The organism is Vampirovibrionales bacterium, from assembly GCA_016712355.1.
Taxonomy (GTDB): Bacteria; Cyanobacteriota; Vampirovibrionia; order Vampirovibrionales; family Vampirovibrionaceae; genus JADJRF01.
The window spans coordinates 1,444,484-1,459,377 of record JADJRF010000005.1; the positions used below are offsets into that span (position 1 = coordinate 1,444,484).

Annotated in this window: 12 protein-coding genes; 5 read left to right on the forward strand and 7 right to left on the reverse strand. The window is 62.8% G+C overall.

Annotated elements, in window-relative coordinates:
• Window positions 1-75: 75 nt before the first annotated feature.
• Both IPK79_08065 and lnt read right to left on the reverse strand, forming a co-directional pair.
• Window positions 76-1,299: a tetratricopeptide repeat protein gene (locus IPK79_08065; GenBank protein ID MBK8190390.1), complete on the reverse strand. Its 1,224-nt coding sequence runs from the start codon at window positions 1,297-1,299 to the stop codon at window positions 76-78.
• Window positions 1,300-1,335: 36 nt separating this feature from the next.
• Window positions 1,336-2,934, reverse strand: a complete 1,599-nt coding sequence (gene lnt, locus IPK79_08070) for an apolipoprotein N-acyltransferase (GenBank protein MBK8190391.1) — start codon at window positions 2,932-2,934, stop codon at window positions 1,336-1,338.
• Here lnt and ruvC point away from each other — a divergent pair.
• The 4 genes from ruvC (at window position 2,933) to IPK79_08090 (ending at window position 8,715) form a co-directional block, all read left to right on the forward strand.
• The gene (ruvC, locus tag IPK79_08075) at window positions 2,933-3,406 is read left to right on the forward strand and encodes a crossover junction endodeoxyribonuclease RuvC (protein MBK8190392.1); all 474 of its coding nucleotides are present in this window, start codon (window positions 2,933-2,935) and stop codon (window positions 3,404-3,406) included. The two genes, lnt and ruvC, sit on opposite strands and share 2 nt — an antisense overlap.
• Window positions 3,407-3,611: 205 nt before the next feature.
• A complete protein-coding gene (locus IPK79_08080) occupies window positions 3,612-7,577 on the forward strand; it encodes a S8 family serine peptidase (protein MBK8190393.1) in 3,966 nt (1,321 codons plus the stop codon).
• Between the two features lie 24 nt (window positions 7,578-7,601).
• Window positions 7,602-8,384 carry a dienelactone hydrolase family protein gene (locus IPK79_08085; GenBank protein ID MBK8190394.1) on the forward strand — a complete coding sequence of 261 codons (783 nt, stop codon included), beginning with the start codon at window positions 7,602-7,604 and terminating at the stop codon, window positions 8,382-8,384.
• Window positions 8,385-8,457: 73 nt separating this feature from the next.
• Complete coding sequence (locus tag IPK79_08090; protein MBK8190395.1) at window positions 8,458-8,715, forward strand: hypothetical protein; 258 nt, start codon at window positions 8,458-8,460, stop codon at window positions 8,713-8,715.
• Between the two features lie 7 nt (window positions 8,716-8,722).
• Here the strand turns inward: IPK79_08090 and IPK79_08095 are convergent, their stop codons facing one another.
• Together IPK79_08095 and IPK79_08100 are read right to left on the reverse strand one after the other, a co-directional pair.
• The gene (locus tag IPK79_08095) at window positions 8,723-9,598 is read right to left on the reverse strand and encodes a pantoate--beta-alanine ligase (protein MBK8190396.1); all 876 of its coding nucleotides are present in this window, start codon (window positions 9,596-9,598) and stop codon (window positions 8,723-8,725) included.
• Between the two features lie 330 nt (window positions 9,599-9,928).
• Window positions 9,929-11,536, reverse strand: coding sequence for a hypothetical protein (locus IPK79_08100; protein MBK8190397.1), 1,608 nt, complete (start codon window positions 11,534-11,536; stop codon window positions 9,929-9,931).
• 118 nt (window positions 11,537-11,654) lie between these two features.
• On the opposite strand from IPK79_08100, the gene IPK79_08105 reads away from it, so the two are divergent.
• Window positions 11,655-12,254 carry an NAD(P)H-dependent oxidoreductase gene (locus IPK79_08105; protein MBK8190398.1) on the forward strand — a complete coding sequence of 200 codons (600 nt, stop codon included), beginning with the start codon at window positions 11,655-11,657 and terminating at the stop codon, window positions 12,252-12,254.
• A gap of 43 nt (window positions 12,255-12,297) precedes the next feature.
• On the opposite strand, the gene IPK79_08110 is transcribed toward IPK79_08105, so the two are convergent.
• From IPK79_08110 to IPK79_08120, 3 genes are all read right to left on the reverse strand, one after another.
• Window positions 12,298-13,044 (reverse strand): hypothetical protein, encoded by a 747-nt coding sequence (locus tag IPK79_08110; protein ID MBK8190399.1) that lies wholly within the window; start codon window positions 13,042-13,044, stop codon window positions 12,298-12,300.
• Window positions 13,041-14,471 (reverse strand): hypothetical protein, encoded by a 1,431-nt coding sequence (locus IPK79_08115; GenBank protein MBK8190400.1) that lies wholly within the window; start codon window positions 14,469-14,471, stop codon window positions 13,041-13,043. Before IPK79_08115 ends, IPK79_08110 begins: the two co-directional genes overlap by 4 nt.
• A 138-nt stretch (window positions 14,472-14,609) precedes the next feature.
• Window positions 14,610-14,816 carry a hypothetical protein gene (locus IPK79_08120; GenBank protein ID MBK8190401.1) on the reverse strand — a complete coding sequence of 69 codons (207 nt, stop codon included), beginning with the start codon at window positions 14,814-14,816 and terminating at the stop codon, window positions 14,610-14,612.
• Window positions 14,817-14,894 lie beyond the last annotated feature (78 nt).

Genomic DNA, 14,894 nt, shown 5'->3' on the forward strand with positions numbered 1-14,894 from the left:
GTCCCAAAGGGCGGGGCCTGCTGACTGGAGGAGGATTTTTCAAGACGGGCTCGCTCTTTTTTAGACGCGGGATGTTTATGCCGAAGGCGTGAGTTCTGAAAGCAGCAGGGCGGCATACAAGCCGGGCTCGCCATGAGGATCAATCGCTGCGGCGCGTTCAAAATGGGCGCGGGCTTTGGCCCGATCGCCCAATTGCAGGTAGCAGGTAGCAATATCGTTATGCGGCCAGCCCTCTTCGCCGTCGCAGCGTAATTGTCGCTCATACTGATCGATGGCCTGAGCCCATTGCGCGCGCTTGCAATAGACGCGCGCCAGACTGTAGCAGGGACGCGCGTCGTCGGCGCGGATCGCTTGGGCTTGCAGGCAGTAGGCTTCCGCCTGCTCAAGATCGTCGCGTTCTTCGTGATGATGGGCGATATTCAGATACGGAGCCAGATACTCGGGCTCAATCTCAATGGCGCGTCGCCACCACTGGAGCGCGGGATCATACTCGCCGAGCAGCGCGCAGCACACGCCTGCCTCTGTGGCGTACATCGCGCGCAGACGCGGGCGGCCATGACTCAGCTCCAGCGCCTTGCGGTAATGGGCCACGCTCTGGCGGTAGTCGCCTTTTGCCTTGTAGAGCGCCCCGAGGTTGAAATACGCGGCCTCCAGCGACGGATCGGCCTGAACAGCTTTCTGATACGCGTCGATTTTCTCCTGTGGCGCGCCTTTGAGGCGGTCGGCAGTGATCAGCAGGCGCAGGGCTTCGTAAGAAGCGGCGACAGGGGGCTCGCAAAACGAAGCGGCCTGCGCCGACTGCGCAAACAGGGCCTCGTACGCTAAGGAGAACCCGGCATTGACCAGCTCGCAGAATTCTTCAAACTGCGGGCGCAGCCAGGGACCGGCTTCCTGCAGCGGGTCGGCGGTGGTTTCAAATGTGCGGCAGGTCCAGGGGGCTTCGCTGGCAAAGCGGTTTTCGACGGCATCGAACAGACGCAAGGTCACGCGGCACTCTTCGAGACGTTCGGGGGCCTCGTCATCGAAGAGCAGCGTCAGCGATCCGCCCAGCAGAAAGCGGGCGCCGCACTCGCGCGCGATTTGGCGCAATTCGGCGGCCATGTCGTCGTATCCGGCGCTGGGGTCCAGTTGAACGTGATCGTCTTTGGTCGCCAGATCCTGGCAGCGGGCGTCAGTGTAGAGGGCCAGACGGCCCATGACGCTGTAGACCAGCAAGGTTTCAAATTCGCGAACGAGCGCCTCCTGCGAGGCGCTTACCAGCGGCAGCAGCAACAGTTTATCGGAGGCGAATTCCGTCATGGGGAGGACTCGGCGCTTGGGTATCGATATCGCCCTTTATTGTAGCTGTTTTGGCGCCTGTTTTGGGATTTGTTTTAGACGGCCCGGCGCAAAAAGCGTCGTCGCCGTCGCTGAAGGCGCCAGCGCCAGAACGCGCCCCTGAGCGTCGATAATGGCGGACGGCCCGTCATTGGCGGCGATCGCCAGCGGCAGATGATTTTCGGCGGCGCGGAATTGGCCCATCGCCAGAAATTGCGCCGCCATCAGCCGATCGCCGTGGAACCAGCCCAGATTGCTGACGTTAATCAGCAGTCGCGCCCCGGCGCGTCGCTCGTCGGCTGACAATTGTGGATAGGCCAATTCCAGACAGACCAGCGGGCCGATGCGCGTGGCGTTTGTGGAAGACGATTCGCCATTTTCTTGAAGCAACGTCTGATCGCGCGCCCCGGCGGCAAACAGATTCTCATAGGGGGGGGCGCCCAGAACGCGCATCACCTCAGAAAGCCAGTTCTCGGGCAGCAGGCCGCCCAGCCGAGGCGTCGATTCACCGATAGGAACAAGCCGCCGCTTGTGAAACGCCTGAAATCCGCCCCTCGAATCGATCTGAATGACGCTATTGTAATAACGCGCCGTCCAGCCCTCATCCATCGTGGCGGCGCCGCTGATAATTCGCCAGCCGCGCGATTTTGCCAGTTCCGTCCATTTGCGGGCGACCTCATGGCGCTGCGGCGCGCGCAACGAGATCCACTCCGGGGCGGGGCCTTCTTCCGGCAGGGCAATGAGGGTTCCGCGCGGCCAGCGCGCCTGTTTCAAGGGAGTGAGATAGGCCGCCTCAGACGCCTCTGTCAGCGTCGAGGAAGCGCGAATCGTCTCAATGGATAGATTCCCCTGCGCCACGGCCAGCGGGGTCGGTAAATCGCCGTCTGTGGGAGTTTGCGGCCAGATCGCCGACCCTGCGGCCAACGCAGGCAGCGCCGCGCTGATAACGGCGAGCCGCAGGCCCGAATATCGCCTGTCTTGGGCAAGGCGCCAGCCTCGCGCCAGTTCGGCGTTGACCCAGACGATCAGCGCATCGAACCCCCAAGGGCTGGCGTCCTGAAGCGCGCCGGCCAGTTTCAGCGCCAGCGGGCTGGCGGCCTGTCCGTAGCAGAGCAGCGTCCACGGCGGATACAGCTCATTGAGTGCGCTATACGCAAGTAGTATCGCGCCCCACGCCAGAGCGGCTGCCAGACGGCGGGTCCATCGCGCCTGAGGCGGGGCGATCGCGCGATGCGCCATGGCAAGGATGGCCCAGAGAAACGCGCCCAGCGTCGCCCACGTCAGCCACATGCCCAGCGCCGCTGCGCGACTTTGATCGAGGCTTAATCCAAGCCAGGTAAGCGGATGCAGGCTGTTTGTCCAGAACAGGGCGCTGAGATGATAGCCAAAGCCAAAGCCTGCGCCCGCAATTGCTGCGCGCGCGAGCGTTTTGCGATGCCCCTCGTCTGATGGCGTCGTCTGTAAGCGCCGCATTAGCGGGATGAGCGCTATCCACGCCAGCGGCCACAAGGGCCATCCCGCCGAGGTGAATCCGGCCAGCGCGCCGTAAAACGGCATCGTCAGCGCCGCGCCCCCGCGCTTGCGCCCGCGCCTGAAAGCTTCTTTAATGGAGGGCATGAAGGTATTGGGCATTGATCCGGGTCTGGGCGTCATCGGCTTCGGGCTGGTGGCGTCCGAAGGCCCCAATCACTTGCAGCCGCGCCAATGGGGGACGATCCAGACGTCCAAGGATAAGCCGGACGCCGCGCGCCTGCAAGAAATCCACGCGGATCTCGGCGGCCTGCTGCGCGAATTGCGTCCCGATGCGGCGTCTGTCGAAAGCATCTTCTTCTTCAAGAACGCCAAGACGCTGGTGCCTGTCTGTCAGGCGCGCGGCGTGATTCTGCTGACGTTGCAGCAGGCGGGCGTGCCGTATGTTGAATTCACGCCGATGCAGGTCAAACAAACGATTTGCGGCTACGGCAAGGCCTCCAAGCAAGACGTACAGGAGATGGTCAAGACGCTGCTCCAGCTCGACCGCATCCCCCGGCCCGATGACGCGGCGGATGCGCTGGCGCTGGCGATCTCCTATCATCATCATGCGCGCTGAGACCGCGAAAATCCGGCTACAGGCGGGAAAGGCCTCATTGTAAAGGGAGCTTCATATCGCCTTCAGCTTTCCGGGCGCGGGTCGATAGATTCCTTATACGCTTCTTAATCTCAGAAATAACGGCTTCAGAGACGAACGCCTCAGACTGTCTATGCCGCTGAGAGCGGCTTCTGTTCGCGCGCAAAATGGGCTGGGCCACGCATTGATGATGCAATCATCAGAGTCTTCGCACGACGCCTGGGCGTCCGACGTATCGGGCGTGATGCCTGACGCATTCAGCGCGTGGCAGGCGACGGCGGCGTTTGTCGATGCCATGGCGAGCCTGGCGCCTGTTGCTCTGGCATCTCCCTCCTCTCCTAACGTATCTTCAGGCCCTGTCAGCCCGTCGCCTGTCCCGCTCGCAGGCGCGGCAGACAACCAGTGGCATTTACTGAGCGGCGCCGGCTACGATATGAACGTCCTGCAGGTCTGGCCCGATTACACCGGCGCGGGCGTCACCGTCGGCATTGTCGATCAGGGCGTCGAATATACGCACCCCGAGCTGTCGGCGCACTATAACGCCGCGATCGATTACGACTACGTCGCCGGGGTTGCCGACGGGAGCAATAAATCCACGTCGCAGGGACACGGAACGTCGGTCGCAGGCGTGATTAACGCCGCCAATGACGGCGTGGGAACCACCGGCATCGCTTACGGCGCGACGATTACCAGTTTTCGGCTGCTGGGCGGGGCGGGCATCAGCGGATCGATGCTGTCCGGGGCGCTGGGGCAGAACGTGGATATCTCCAACAACAGTTGGGGCTACACCCAGCCGTTTGCGGCGGATTTCTTCACCTCGGTCAGCGAAGGCGCCTTGCGGACGGCGGCTCAGAATAATCGCGGCGGGCTGGGAACCGTCTTCGTTTTTGCGGCGGGAAATGCGGGCGATGGGGGCGATAACGCCAATTATCACGAATTGCAGAATTCGCGCTTTGTCGCCTGCGTCGCGGCGGGCAACGAAAACGGGACGCTGGCCTATTTCAGCACGCCGGGAACCCCTGTGCTGGTGACGGCGCCGGGAACTGGCATCTATACCACCGATTTAACCAATGGCGGCTATGCCGCGGGCAATTACGCCTCGGTACAGGGGACGTCCTTTGCCGCGCCCGCTGTCTCGGCGGTGGTCGCGCTCATGCTCCAAGCCAATTCGGCGCTGGGGTACCGCGACGTACAGGAGATTCTCGCCTATAGCGCCGTTAACAGCCACGCGGCAAGCAATACGTGGGAAATCAACGGGGCGAGCAACTGGAATGGCGGCGGGGCGCACGTCAGCGAAAACTACGGATTTGGCTTTGTCGACGCGCTGGCCGCCGTACGTCTGGCGGAAACCTGGAACGTCACCCAGCCGATTCGAGGCGTTTATGCCAATGAAACCAGCGTCAACGCCAACTCCGGGACGCTCAATGCGGCGATTACCACCAACACGCCGTATCACAGCGTGATTCACTTCAACAGCGGGCTGAATATCGATCATGTCGAGATTCAACTCAACCTGACCCATAATCGCCAGCAGGATCTCGTCATTTCGCTGACCTCTCCGGATGGAACCAATAGCCTGCTATTTAACCGTCCGCCCGCCAGCAACGCCTATGGCGCGCTGCCGACGGCGTACAACAGCTCGTGGGTGATGTCGTCGACGCATCATTGGGGCGAAATCGGCGCGGGCGACTGGACGCTGAACATTACCGATCAGGTCGGCGGCTACGACGGCACGCTGTCGAACTGGACGCTAACGCTTTTTGGCGACGCGCTTTCCAACGACACCACGTATTACTATACCGATGAACTCAGCGTGTACGCCGGGGCAGACGCCTCGCGCCGGACTCTGATTGACGCGACCGGCAACGATACGATTAACGCCGCTGCGGTCACCACGGCCAGCGTGATTAACCTCAATGCGGGCGCAGCTTCGACCGTTGACGGCGTAACGCTCAGCATTCAGGCGGGCAGCGTGATTGAAAATGCCATCGGCGGCGACGCCAACGATGTGATCACGGGCAATTACGCCAATAATACGCTGTATGGCGGGCGCGGCAACGACGTTCTCGACGGCGGGGCCGGCGTGGATACGCTCATCGGCGGAAAAGGCGACGATATCTATTACGTCGACACCCTGCAAGACGTCGTGGTCGAAAATCCCGGCGAAGGCTACGACATCATCTATTCCACCCTCAATACCTACGTGTTGAGCGCCAACGTCGAGCGCTTGCAGTTCATCACCGGCGGATCCAGCATCACCGGCAGTGCGGGGGCTGATACGGTCTACGGCACGCATGGCGTCAATACCATCAACGGCATGAGCGGCAACGACCGGCTCTACGGGCTCGGAGGAAACGATACGCTCATCGGCGGAGACGGCGACGACGCCCTTAGCGGCGATCTCGGCGCCGATACGATGATCGGCGGAACCGGCAACGATATTTACGTGGTCGACAACCTCGGCGATACGACCGTCGAGCTGAGCGGCGAGGGCGTGGATACCGTCAAGGCGTATATCAGCTGGACGCTGGCCGATAACGTCGAAAATCTGGATCTGCAAACGAGCTTTAACCTGAATGCCACGGGCAACGCGCTGAATAACACCCTCAACGGCAACAGTGGGGCCAATATCCTCACCGGCGGCGCAGGAGACGACCGGCTCAACGGCTATGCGGGGGCCGATACGCTCATTGGCGGCGCGGGAAACGATCTTTACGCCGTTGACCGCAGCGATGACGTGGTCATCGAGGCCGCAGGCGAAGGCTTCGATATCGTTAATTCCTCGGCGGCGACCTACACGCTGCCCGATAACGTCGAGCAGCTCATCCTGCTGGGAGCGGGGCATCTCAATGGCGTCGGCAACAGCGGCAATAACTATCTCAACGGCAACAGCGGCAATAACATTCTGACCGGCGACGCAGGCGCCGACGTTCTGAATGGCTTCGGGGGCGCGGATACGCTCATTGGCGGGACGGGCAACGATACGTATGTTTTGAACGACGCGCTGGATACCATTATCGAGAACGCAGGCGAAGGCGTCGATACCGTGAATTCCCTGCTGGCGTCGTATACGCTGGGCGCGAATCTCGAAAACCTCAATCTCCTGGCGGGAATGGCCCAAAACGGAACCGGCAACGAGCTGAATAATGTTCTGGTGGGCAATACGTTCGCCAACACCCTGATCGGTGGCGCGGGAAGCGATGTTCTTAACGGTCGCGGCGGGGCGGATACGCTCTCAGGCGGCGCGGGGAATGACGTCTATTACGTCAGCGGCGGCGCCGAAACCCTGATCGAGAACGTCGGCGAAGGAATTGATATCGTCTACAGCATGGTTTCGTGGACGCTGGGCGATCACTTTGAATCCCTGACGCTTCAAGGAACCGCCAACATCAACGCGACCGGCAACGCGCTGAATAACACCCTGCTGGGCAATAGCGGCGACAATACGCTCGATGGCGGCGACGGCGCGGATGTTCTCAATGGCGGCGCGGGCATTAATATTCTGCGCGGGGGCGCGGGCAATGACGCCTACGTGGTCGCCAGCGTTTCTGATAGCGTGATTGAAAACGCGGGCGAAGGAAGCGATCTCATCAGCAGCTCGATCGCGTGGACGCTGGGCGCAAACGTCGAAAATCTCACCCTGCTGGGCGCAACGGCGCTCGATGGAACCGGCAACGAGCTGGCCAATATTCTCACCGGCAACAGCGGCAATAATACGCTGACGGGGCTGGACGGAAACGATATTCTCAATGGCGGCGCGGGAGACGATATCCTGTTTGGCGGAAACGGCTACGATACGCTGATGGGCGGCGCTGGCGACGACACCTTGAGCGGTGGCGCAGGAAACGATACTTATAAGCTCTTTACCGGCGCGTTCGGCGCGGATACGATTCTGGATACGGCGGGCATCGACGTGCTGAATCTCATTGAGTACGCCCTCAGCTCGATTCAGTCATGGGGCGCGGTCGATAGCGACGCCAACGGCTTTGCGGATCGCCTCGCCATCGATCTGGGCGGCGGGAACAGCATCAATGTCGCCAATTTCTTCGACAACGGCGGCGCGCAACTGGCCGGGAGCGGGGCGATGGAAACCATCCTGCTCTCCAGCGGCAATCTGGGCTTTGGCGACGTGAAGGCGCTGGTGGTCAGCTAGCGGCGCGCTTGATACACTGAGCGCATGAGCGTCCCCATTATCGCCGACTGGCGCGAATTATACGCGAGCGACGGCAGCGCGCCCGATTCTGCGCCGATGGAAGCCTACTGGGCCCGCCCGCGCGACGGCGCGCCGGGGCCGGGCGTTGTCGTCCTGATGGAAGTCTTCGGCGTTAACGCCCATATCTGCGCCATCTGCGAGCGTCTGGCGGGCGAAGGCTACTCGGCGCTTGCGGTCAACTATTATCACCGCACGACGCCCAATCGCCCGCTTGATTACAGCGAGGCCAGCCTCGCCGAAGGCCGTGCGCACAAGGACCAGACCACGGCGGCAGGCCTGCTGGCCGATGTGCAGGCGGCGATTGCCTTTTTGCAGGCCCAACCCGAGACCGCCCCGCGCGATCGCGTGGGCGTGCTGGGCTTTTCTTTTGGCGGTCATGCGGCGTTTCTGGCGGCGACGCTGCCAGAAGTTGCTGCTTGCGTCTCGTTCTGCGGCGGCGGGATTCCTGCGTTTCGTCCTGGAGGCGGCCCACCGACGCTGACTGACGTCCCGCGCATTGGGGGAGAGCTGCTATGCCTGTTTGGCGACGCGGATCCGCTGATTCCGCCGTCGCAGGTTGAAGCCATCGGTGCGGCCCTGCGTCAGGCAGGCGTTCGCCATGAGATTATTTGCTACGCGCAGGCAGGCCATGGGTTTCACCGCGACGGGCAGCCTGATTTCAAACCGGACGCGGCGCGGGATGCCTGGCGTCGTACGCTGCGACTGTTTCAGTCGGCCCTGGGGCCAATCCCGCGCGTTCGGGTTTGAAATGCGCCGTCGGCGGGTATAAAGGGCTTGAAGGGCGCCTGGCCCTCTCGTCCGCTGGAGGCGTGAAGACGCCATGAAACCCCGTGATGCGCTGCTTTGGTTGCTGATGCTTGCCCTGCTCATAGGGGCTGGCTTCTGGTTGGCGGGTCGTGCGCGCAGCAAGGCCCCGTCGCAGACCCACTCATACGCGCGCAGTTTTGAGCGCGGGCAGGCGGGCGCGCCCGGCGCGGGACGCGCGGCGTTTCGCGACCCGAAGGCGCCGTCGTCCGGCATCGACGCGGCCGAATCCCAGATTCACAAATATCAGGGCGATCGTTACGCGACGTATTAGCGGCGTCTCACGCAGAGGCAGAGAGCAGCAGCGTGTCAATCAGGCGAACGTCGCCGACTCGTCCGGCGATCAGCAGACGCACGCCCGCCCGTAGCGTCTCGCTCGGGGTGAAATCTTCGTCGTCGACGGCTTCGAGATATTCCAGCGTAAAGCCGTCGCGCGTTTCGCGCTGACAGGCCTCAGCAAAGGCGTCGGGGGCCGACAGGCGGCTCTGCGACGGCTCGCCTGCCTGACGCCAGGCGTCGCGCAGCCAAAACAGAATACGCGATAAAGACAGGGCGGCTTCTCGCTGCTGGGGTGCGCTCAGGTAGCGATTGCGCGAACTCATCGCGAGCCCGTCGGCTTCTCGCACGACCGGATGCCGAATCAGGCGCGCGTCGAGATCCAGATCGGCGGCCATGCGCGCCAGAATCGCATACTGCTGCGCGTCTTTCTCGCCGAAGACGGCCATATCCGGCGAAAACAGGGCCAATAACTTAAGGACGACGGTGGCTACGCCGGTAAAATGCCCCGGACGCGAGGCCCCGCACAGGCGATCGCTGAGGTCGGGCGGCGGCGCGACGCGCGTACAGGCCGCCATCCCGCGCGGATACATCGCCTGCGGGCTGGGAGCAAAGACGGCGTTGACGCCTAGCGACTGGCAAAACGCCAGATCGGCTTGCTGCGGGCGCGGGTAGCGCTGGAAATCTTCGCCGGGGCCAAATTGCAGCGGATTCACAAAGATGCTGACCGCCACCACGTCGGCTTGCGCGCGGGCCATGCGAATCAACGCGCCATGGCCCTGGTGCAGCGCGCCCATGGTCGGAACCAGCGCCAGCGTTTCGCCTGCGGCCAATTGGCGACGCCACAGACGACAGGCGTCGGGATGCGTGAGTAACTCCATGTTCGGCTCCTGCCGGGGGAATCCATCGGATAGAGGTGATGACGACGAGTCTTTCTCCAGAATACTGGAATGGGACGCGCTCTGTCTCTGGGCGCCATCACATCCGCCGATTCGAGAATCTGGAGCGTATTGCCTGATGCGCGGGTGACTCTCCCTCCCGCATCGGGGAAGCTTCTCATGAGCCTTGCGTACAGGGCGACGCGTCAGGCGCTTGTGGACAGAAAGCGACCCGTGCGCCTCCGGCATCCGTCAGGCCGCCGAAGAGCTGTCAACGCTCTCGGGGCAACTGCGCCGGATGGTCGCCCAATTTAAGGCCTGAACGCGCGTATTCTACGGTTGGGCGCTGGCCCCGCGGCTTTTAGTCCACTCAATGGCCAGCAGCGGCTCCAGAATGCCGAGCAAGGCCAGCGTCGCCAGATTACTGGCCGCCCCCAGCCAGATGTGCTGTTGCAGCGTTCGGCGATAGACGGCGCTGGAAACCACGGGCTTCACCAGTAGGTCGATTTCGGCGCGGGTGCGCAGTTCCAGGCGTTTTTCTCCGGGGCCTCCCACGCGCTTGAGCAAGTGCGAGCCATAGCGCCGATCCAGCCATTGCGCCGCGAAGCGCTTGATCACCGGCGTGCCCAGAATCCAGAACGCCCACCCCAGCCCGGAATCCACCAGCCGCTCGCGGTATTCGTTATCGCTGCGCGACACCAGCAGGCGCGCAGAAATCAGGGCCGCAAACATTGAGGCCATCTGCTGTTGCGTGGTAAAGGGGAAGCCCTTTCCAAAGTCATACAGATCGCGCAGCGTTCGCAGGAATCCCGGCTTGAAAGGGTTAATCCACCGCCGTTTGACGGTATCAAACAGGCCAACGGCTAACGCCAGCGGGGTGAGCGCCAGCGCCAGCGGCGTCCCCTGACCATGTCGCCATTGTGAGGAGACATAGGGCATCCACGACTGCTGGCTCCGTCGGGCCTCTGCCTGCTGGAGCAATGCCCGCTGATGCGCAAACACGGCGAAAGGCCCCTGCCGTAAATGCCCGCTGGTCCCGTTTTGAGACGTCGAGGTCTTCACCAGCCCGATTTCGCCGGGATAGTAGCTGATATGATCCACGCGCCGGGTCAGCCAGTTATTAAAGCCCGTCAAGGCGATCGTCAGGGCGAAGCCCTTGCCCAGCGCCCCGAGTTTAAAGCGTTTATTGCGCAACGTGCGCGCGATGAGTCCCTCGGCGGCCTCGCGCCACTCTTTTGCTGCGCCCGCTGCGGCCACGCTGGGATGACGATTCAGCGCGCGCCAGTCGTCCACCAGATCTTCCAGCCGAAAGGCGCGCCCGTTGAGCGACACGTCAAATTCTCGCTGGCCGAGCGTACGGGCGATCGCCTCGGCTGCCTGCTCTGCCGACGCGCCCATGGCAGCGGGATGTTTCGGCGCAGGATGCAGCCAGTCGGCAATAGCCCCGGCCTTGTCTGGCTGATCGCCCGCAATCAGGCGGGCCATCGCGCGCGAAGCGCTCTCGACATCGGGGTGATCCCGAATCAAGTCGCGCATGAATTCCAGCGAGCCGAAGGACATAAATCGGTTGCTGATGGCGTTATGACGTCGATCCAGCCACCACCCCAGCCCAAAGGCGGCCAGCCCGCTGACGATATTGTCAGTGAAAATCGAGCCCGCTTCGCGAATCAGCCGCTCGCGGGCCGCCGGGATATTTATCGCTTCTGGCTGGCCGAAGAACGCGCCGCGAAACAGGTCAAAGCCTGTGCGCAGCAGGCCGAAGCCGACAAAATCGAGCAGGAGCATTTCGCGCGTGCGATCGGCTTGCGCCCAGCCGAAAACCCGGTCGACCGCGCCGGTGACCCCGCCTAAGGCAGGCGTTGACGCAATGCCCCCAAAGCGCGCGCCCTCCCCGAGCGGAACTCTGGGACGGACAGTCTGTTGAGAGAGGGGGCCGAGCATCGAAACAGGATTCCAGCGCAACGAGGCCTGCGCGGGCCACCTTCTATAAAACCCCCTCAAAATCGTCCGTGTGCGCCCATTGGTATTTTGCGCGCGATTTGAGTAATGTTTCTTCGCGATGCCGTCGATTTTAACGATTCTGGGTCACCCGCTCGCCGACAGTTACGGCGCGGCGCTGGCTGAGGCCTATACGCAGGGCGCTCAGGCCGCTGGAGCGCGCGTGACCATCCTGCGACTCGGCGAGCTGGCCTTTGACGCGAGGCGACATCCCCATCGCCCGCCGTCTGAGGGCCTGGAAGGCGATTTGGCGACGGCCCGCGAGGCTATGGCGCGCGCTGACTTCTGGCGCATCGTGTTTCCCGTCTGGAGCGGGACGTATCCGGCCTTGATGAAGGCGTTTTTCGATTGCGCGCTGGGCGAAGACTTCGCCTTTGAGCGCGATGCGGCCTCCGGGCGCTTGCGTCCGCTCTTGCGCGGTAAAACCGCCGGTCTTATCGCCACGATGAACACGCCTCCCTGGTTGTATCGCTGGGCCTTGGCCGATTGCGGCCTGTCTGCGCTGCGTCGGTGCGCCTTGGGCGTGTGCGGCGTGAAGACGCTCGACACGACGCGCATTGGCCCGATTCGCACGCTTTCTGATGCGGCGCGCGGGCGCTGGCTGGCGAGGGTTGAGGCGCTGGGCCGCGCGGACGCCCATCGTCTGGCGAAAAACGTCTGATTTTTTATCGCTTGTCGCCGCCGGTCTGTCGCCCGAGGCTGTATCAGCCCGCCAGATAGCTGGGGCGATAGACGCGCCCAGCGGTCCCCGGCGAGGAAAATGTCCCAGGCGAGGAAAAAGGCCCGGACGGCCCGGCAGACCCCGGCTGTGTCGAGTCGGGCAGCGTCGCGCCAGCCGCCCCCTGCTGGCGCTTTTGCATATTATGACGGGTCATGACGATATTCAGCATGGGGATCGTCACGCCCAGCAACGCGATGGCGCCGACAATGCTGAAAAAGCTGCAAATATTGAGGGTTTTGGCCAGTCGCGAAAAACGCTTTGCGACAGCTGCGATTTCGCGTTCTCGAACGTCCGCGCTCAATCCCAGCGCCTGCGCTTCCTGCTTCAGATGCGCCACGAGCTGCGCTTGCCGCTGTTGAAGCTGGTCATGGCCCGGAATCATACTGCGAAACACAAAATCGAACTCGCGTCGCAGGCGTCCGGCCGCCGGGTCGCCGCTGACGCTGACCAGATCGTGCCGCAACTCGGCGGGCGCCATCCGCAAGAACAGGCGCTTGAGCTTTTCCGCCGCCAAAAACCAGAAGACAAAGCCGATAGAATCACGTACCGCATGCTCGCGGACCTCGTTGTAGCTGTCGATTTTCTGCCCGCGCCAGGCCGCAGCCACAATGCGCGAGCCAATTACCGTGGCGTAGATGCTCATGTTCTGCTTCACCGCCGATTGTCCGGGGCGCAGGTAATCAAACGTCCGCAGAAAAGCGCTGCGGGGCAGGGCTTGCGTCATACTCATGCGCCGCCCCCCGTTGCCGCCCGCAGGCCGCTGGGCCGTCTGGCCTGAAAGACGTCGAAAACGCTGTCATTGGCCGCCCTGAACGGGCTCGCGGGTCGGGCGTTTATGCCCCGCGCGCTGGCGGCAACGCTGGTCATGGTCCGGGGCCCGCCTTCGCCGGGGAAAAACACCTGCCCATGATGCTTTTTGCGGGTCAGCCAGTTATTGAGAAAGGCGACCGAGGTGGAGGCAATCACGGTTAGCGCCAGCGGCAGCGTGGTGAGCCAGCGGCGGTTGAGGCGCGCCAGCGTGATGAGCCCGTTTTCGCTGCGCGTGCGGGCCTTATTAAAGAGCGCTGCGCGAATCCGCCCGCGGGTCGCCTCGTCCAGCGCCTGGGCAGAAATATCGCCGTTGACCGGATGGCTCAGGGCGCGGTCGACGTACTGTTCGAGAAACGTCCGCAGCTCGCCCAGCGTGGTTTCCAGCGAGCGGTCTTTCAAAAAGGGCTTTCCGTGAACATCGACTGCGTGAATACTTGGGCTCATGCCGTCTTCAAGCGCGTGTCGGGCTAATTCTTTAGCGATGACGGGCGCATGGCGGGCCGAACGCGCGGTTTCGACCGCCCATTGCCGGTCGTTGGACGCGCGCAGCATGTCTTCCATCTTCAGGGCATGGGCGGCGTCGGGATGATGCGACGCGGCGGCGCTGAGCGCATGACCCTGGGCCAGCGCTGTTCTGGCTGCGTGCTGATGCGGCGCGTACTGGCTTTGCAAGTGTCGCCACTGGGCTGTCATCTTGCCGATATGATAGACGCCGCGATCGGGCGTTTCGCTGGGGGCGAGCATTGTGGTGAGGGCGTCAACCCCTTGAGGCGACAGGCGATTGCGGGCCACCGCGTCCACGCGCGCAGTGAGCGCCGCGCGCAACGTTGGGTTCTCTACGCCTGACACCGCCGCGCGAAGGAGTTGCGGGGCCAGCGCGCTATCGTTGGCCCGCAGGCTTTGCAGCGCAGCGCGTACAAAACGCTCGCGAGCGTCCTGGGCTGACACGCCTTCGCTGAGCGCGCGATCGAGCAGGGCGCTGTAATGCTCCATTGTGCGCCAGTTGATCCAGGGGGCCGCCTGCGCGCCGCGCGCGGCCTGAGCGCCTTTGAATATCGCCAGCGCCGCGCCGCCCGTCCAGCCAGCGAGAAAGACATTGGTGACCGTCCCCATCGACTCGCGCAGAAAGGTCTCGCGACCCATGTCTATCCCGCGCTCGCGGAACTCCAGAAACGTGCGCGGCAGCACCATGCCGCCCAAATCCAGCGTCATCAGGTTAATGAGCGGATTACTATCAATCACCTGAGCTGTCGCCGCCAGCGCATTGACAGCCGCGCCCGCAAAGCCGAAGTGCGGCGGCGTCGGCCCGGCTGGAGAGGGGCGACCTTGGATCGTTGTGAGCGCCATCAACCCGAAAAACCTTGTTAACGCAACGCGCCCGTGCGCAGAAACGCGGCCCGAGAGGCAGGCCGTCTTGCCCCAAATAAAACCTCCGACGGGACGGGGAATGACCCGTTTTTTTCAAAAATTTACATGCGACGCCTGTCAGATCGTCACCTTGCTGCGGATTGTTGCAATCGGCGCGCCTGCGATTGACACGGCGACGCCGATCGCGCCATCCTCAAAGACGCCTTTAAGGATAAGGCCTTTGCGATCGGCTTGCCTCGCGTCGGCCTCGCCCCTCCCCGCGCGCGCCGTCCACTGGGCGCGATCCGGCGACCGATCGCAGGCGAGTCTGAAGAAATGAAACAATTCCTACTCAACTTGTTGTTTAGTACCGGAATCCTATAGTAAAGTAATTCCGTCGGTAACGGATACTGAGTTTATCCG

Coding starts and splice junctions, on each gene's coding strand:
- IPK79_08065 (MBK8190390.1), bottom strand. CDS start 1,299: ATGACGGAATTCGCCTCCGATAAACTGTTGCTGCTGCCGCTGGTAAGC.
- ruvC (MBK8190392.1), top strand. CDS start 2,933: ATGAAGGTATTGGGCATTGATCCGGGTCTGGGCGTCATCGGCTTCGGG.
- lnt (MBK8190391.1), bottom strand. CDS start 2,934: ATGCCCTCCATTAAAGAAGCTTTCAGGCGCGGGCGCAAGCGCGGGGGC.
- IPK79_08080 (MBK8190393.1), top strand. CDS start 3,612: ATGATGCAATCATCAGAGTCTTCGCACGACGCCTGGGCGTCCGACGTA.
- IPK79_08085 (MBK8190394.1), top strand. CDS start 7,602: ATGAGCGTCCCCATTATCGCCGACTGGCGCGAATTATACGCGAGCGAC.
- IPK79_08090 (MBK8190395.1), top strand. CDS start 8,458: ATGAAACCCCGTGATGCGCTGCTTTGGTTGCTGATGCTTGCCCTGCTC.
- IPK79_08095 (MBK8190396.1), bottom strand. CDS start 9,598: ATGGAGTTACTCACGCATCCCGACGCCTGTCGTCTGTGGCGTCGCCAA.
- IPK79_08100 (MBK8190397.1), bottom strand. CDS start 11,536: ATGCTCGGCCCCCTCTCTCAACAGACTGTCCGTCCCAGAGTTCCGCTC.
- IPK79_08105 (MBK8190398.1), top strand. CDS start 11,655: ATGCCGTCGATTTTAACGATTCTGGGTCACCCGCTCGCCGACAGTTAC.
- IPK79_08110 (MBK8190399.1), bottom strand. CDS start 13,044: ATGAGTATGACGCAAGCCCTGCCCCGCAGCGCTTTTCTGCGGACGTTT.
- IPK79_08115 (MBK8190400.1), bottom strand. CDS start 14,471: ATGGCGCTCACAACGATCCAAGGTCGCCCCTCTCCAGCCGGGCCGACG.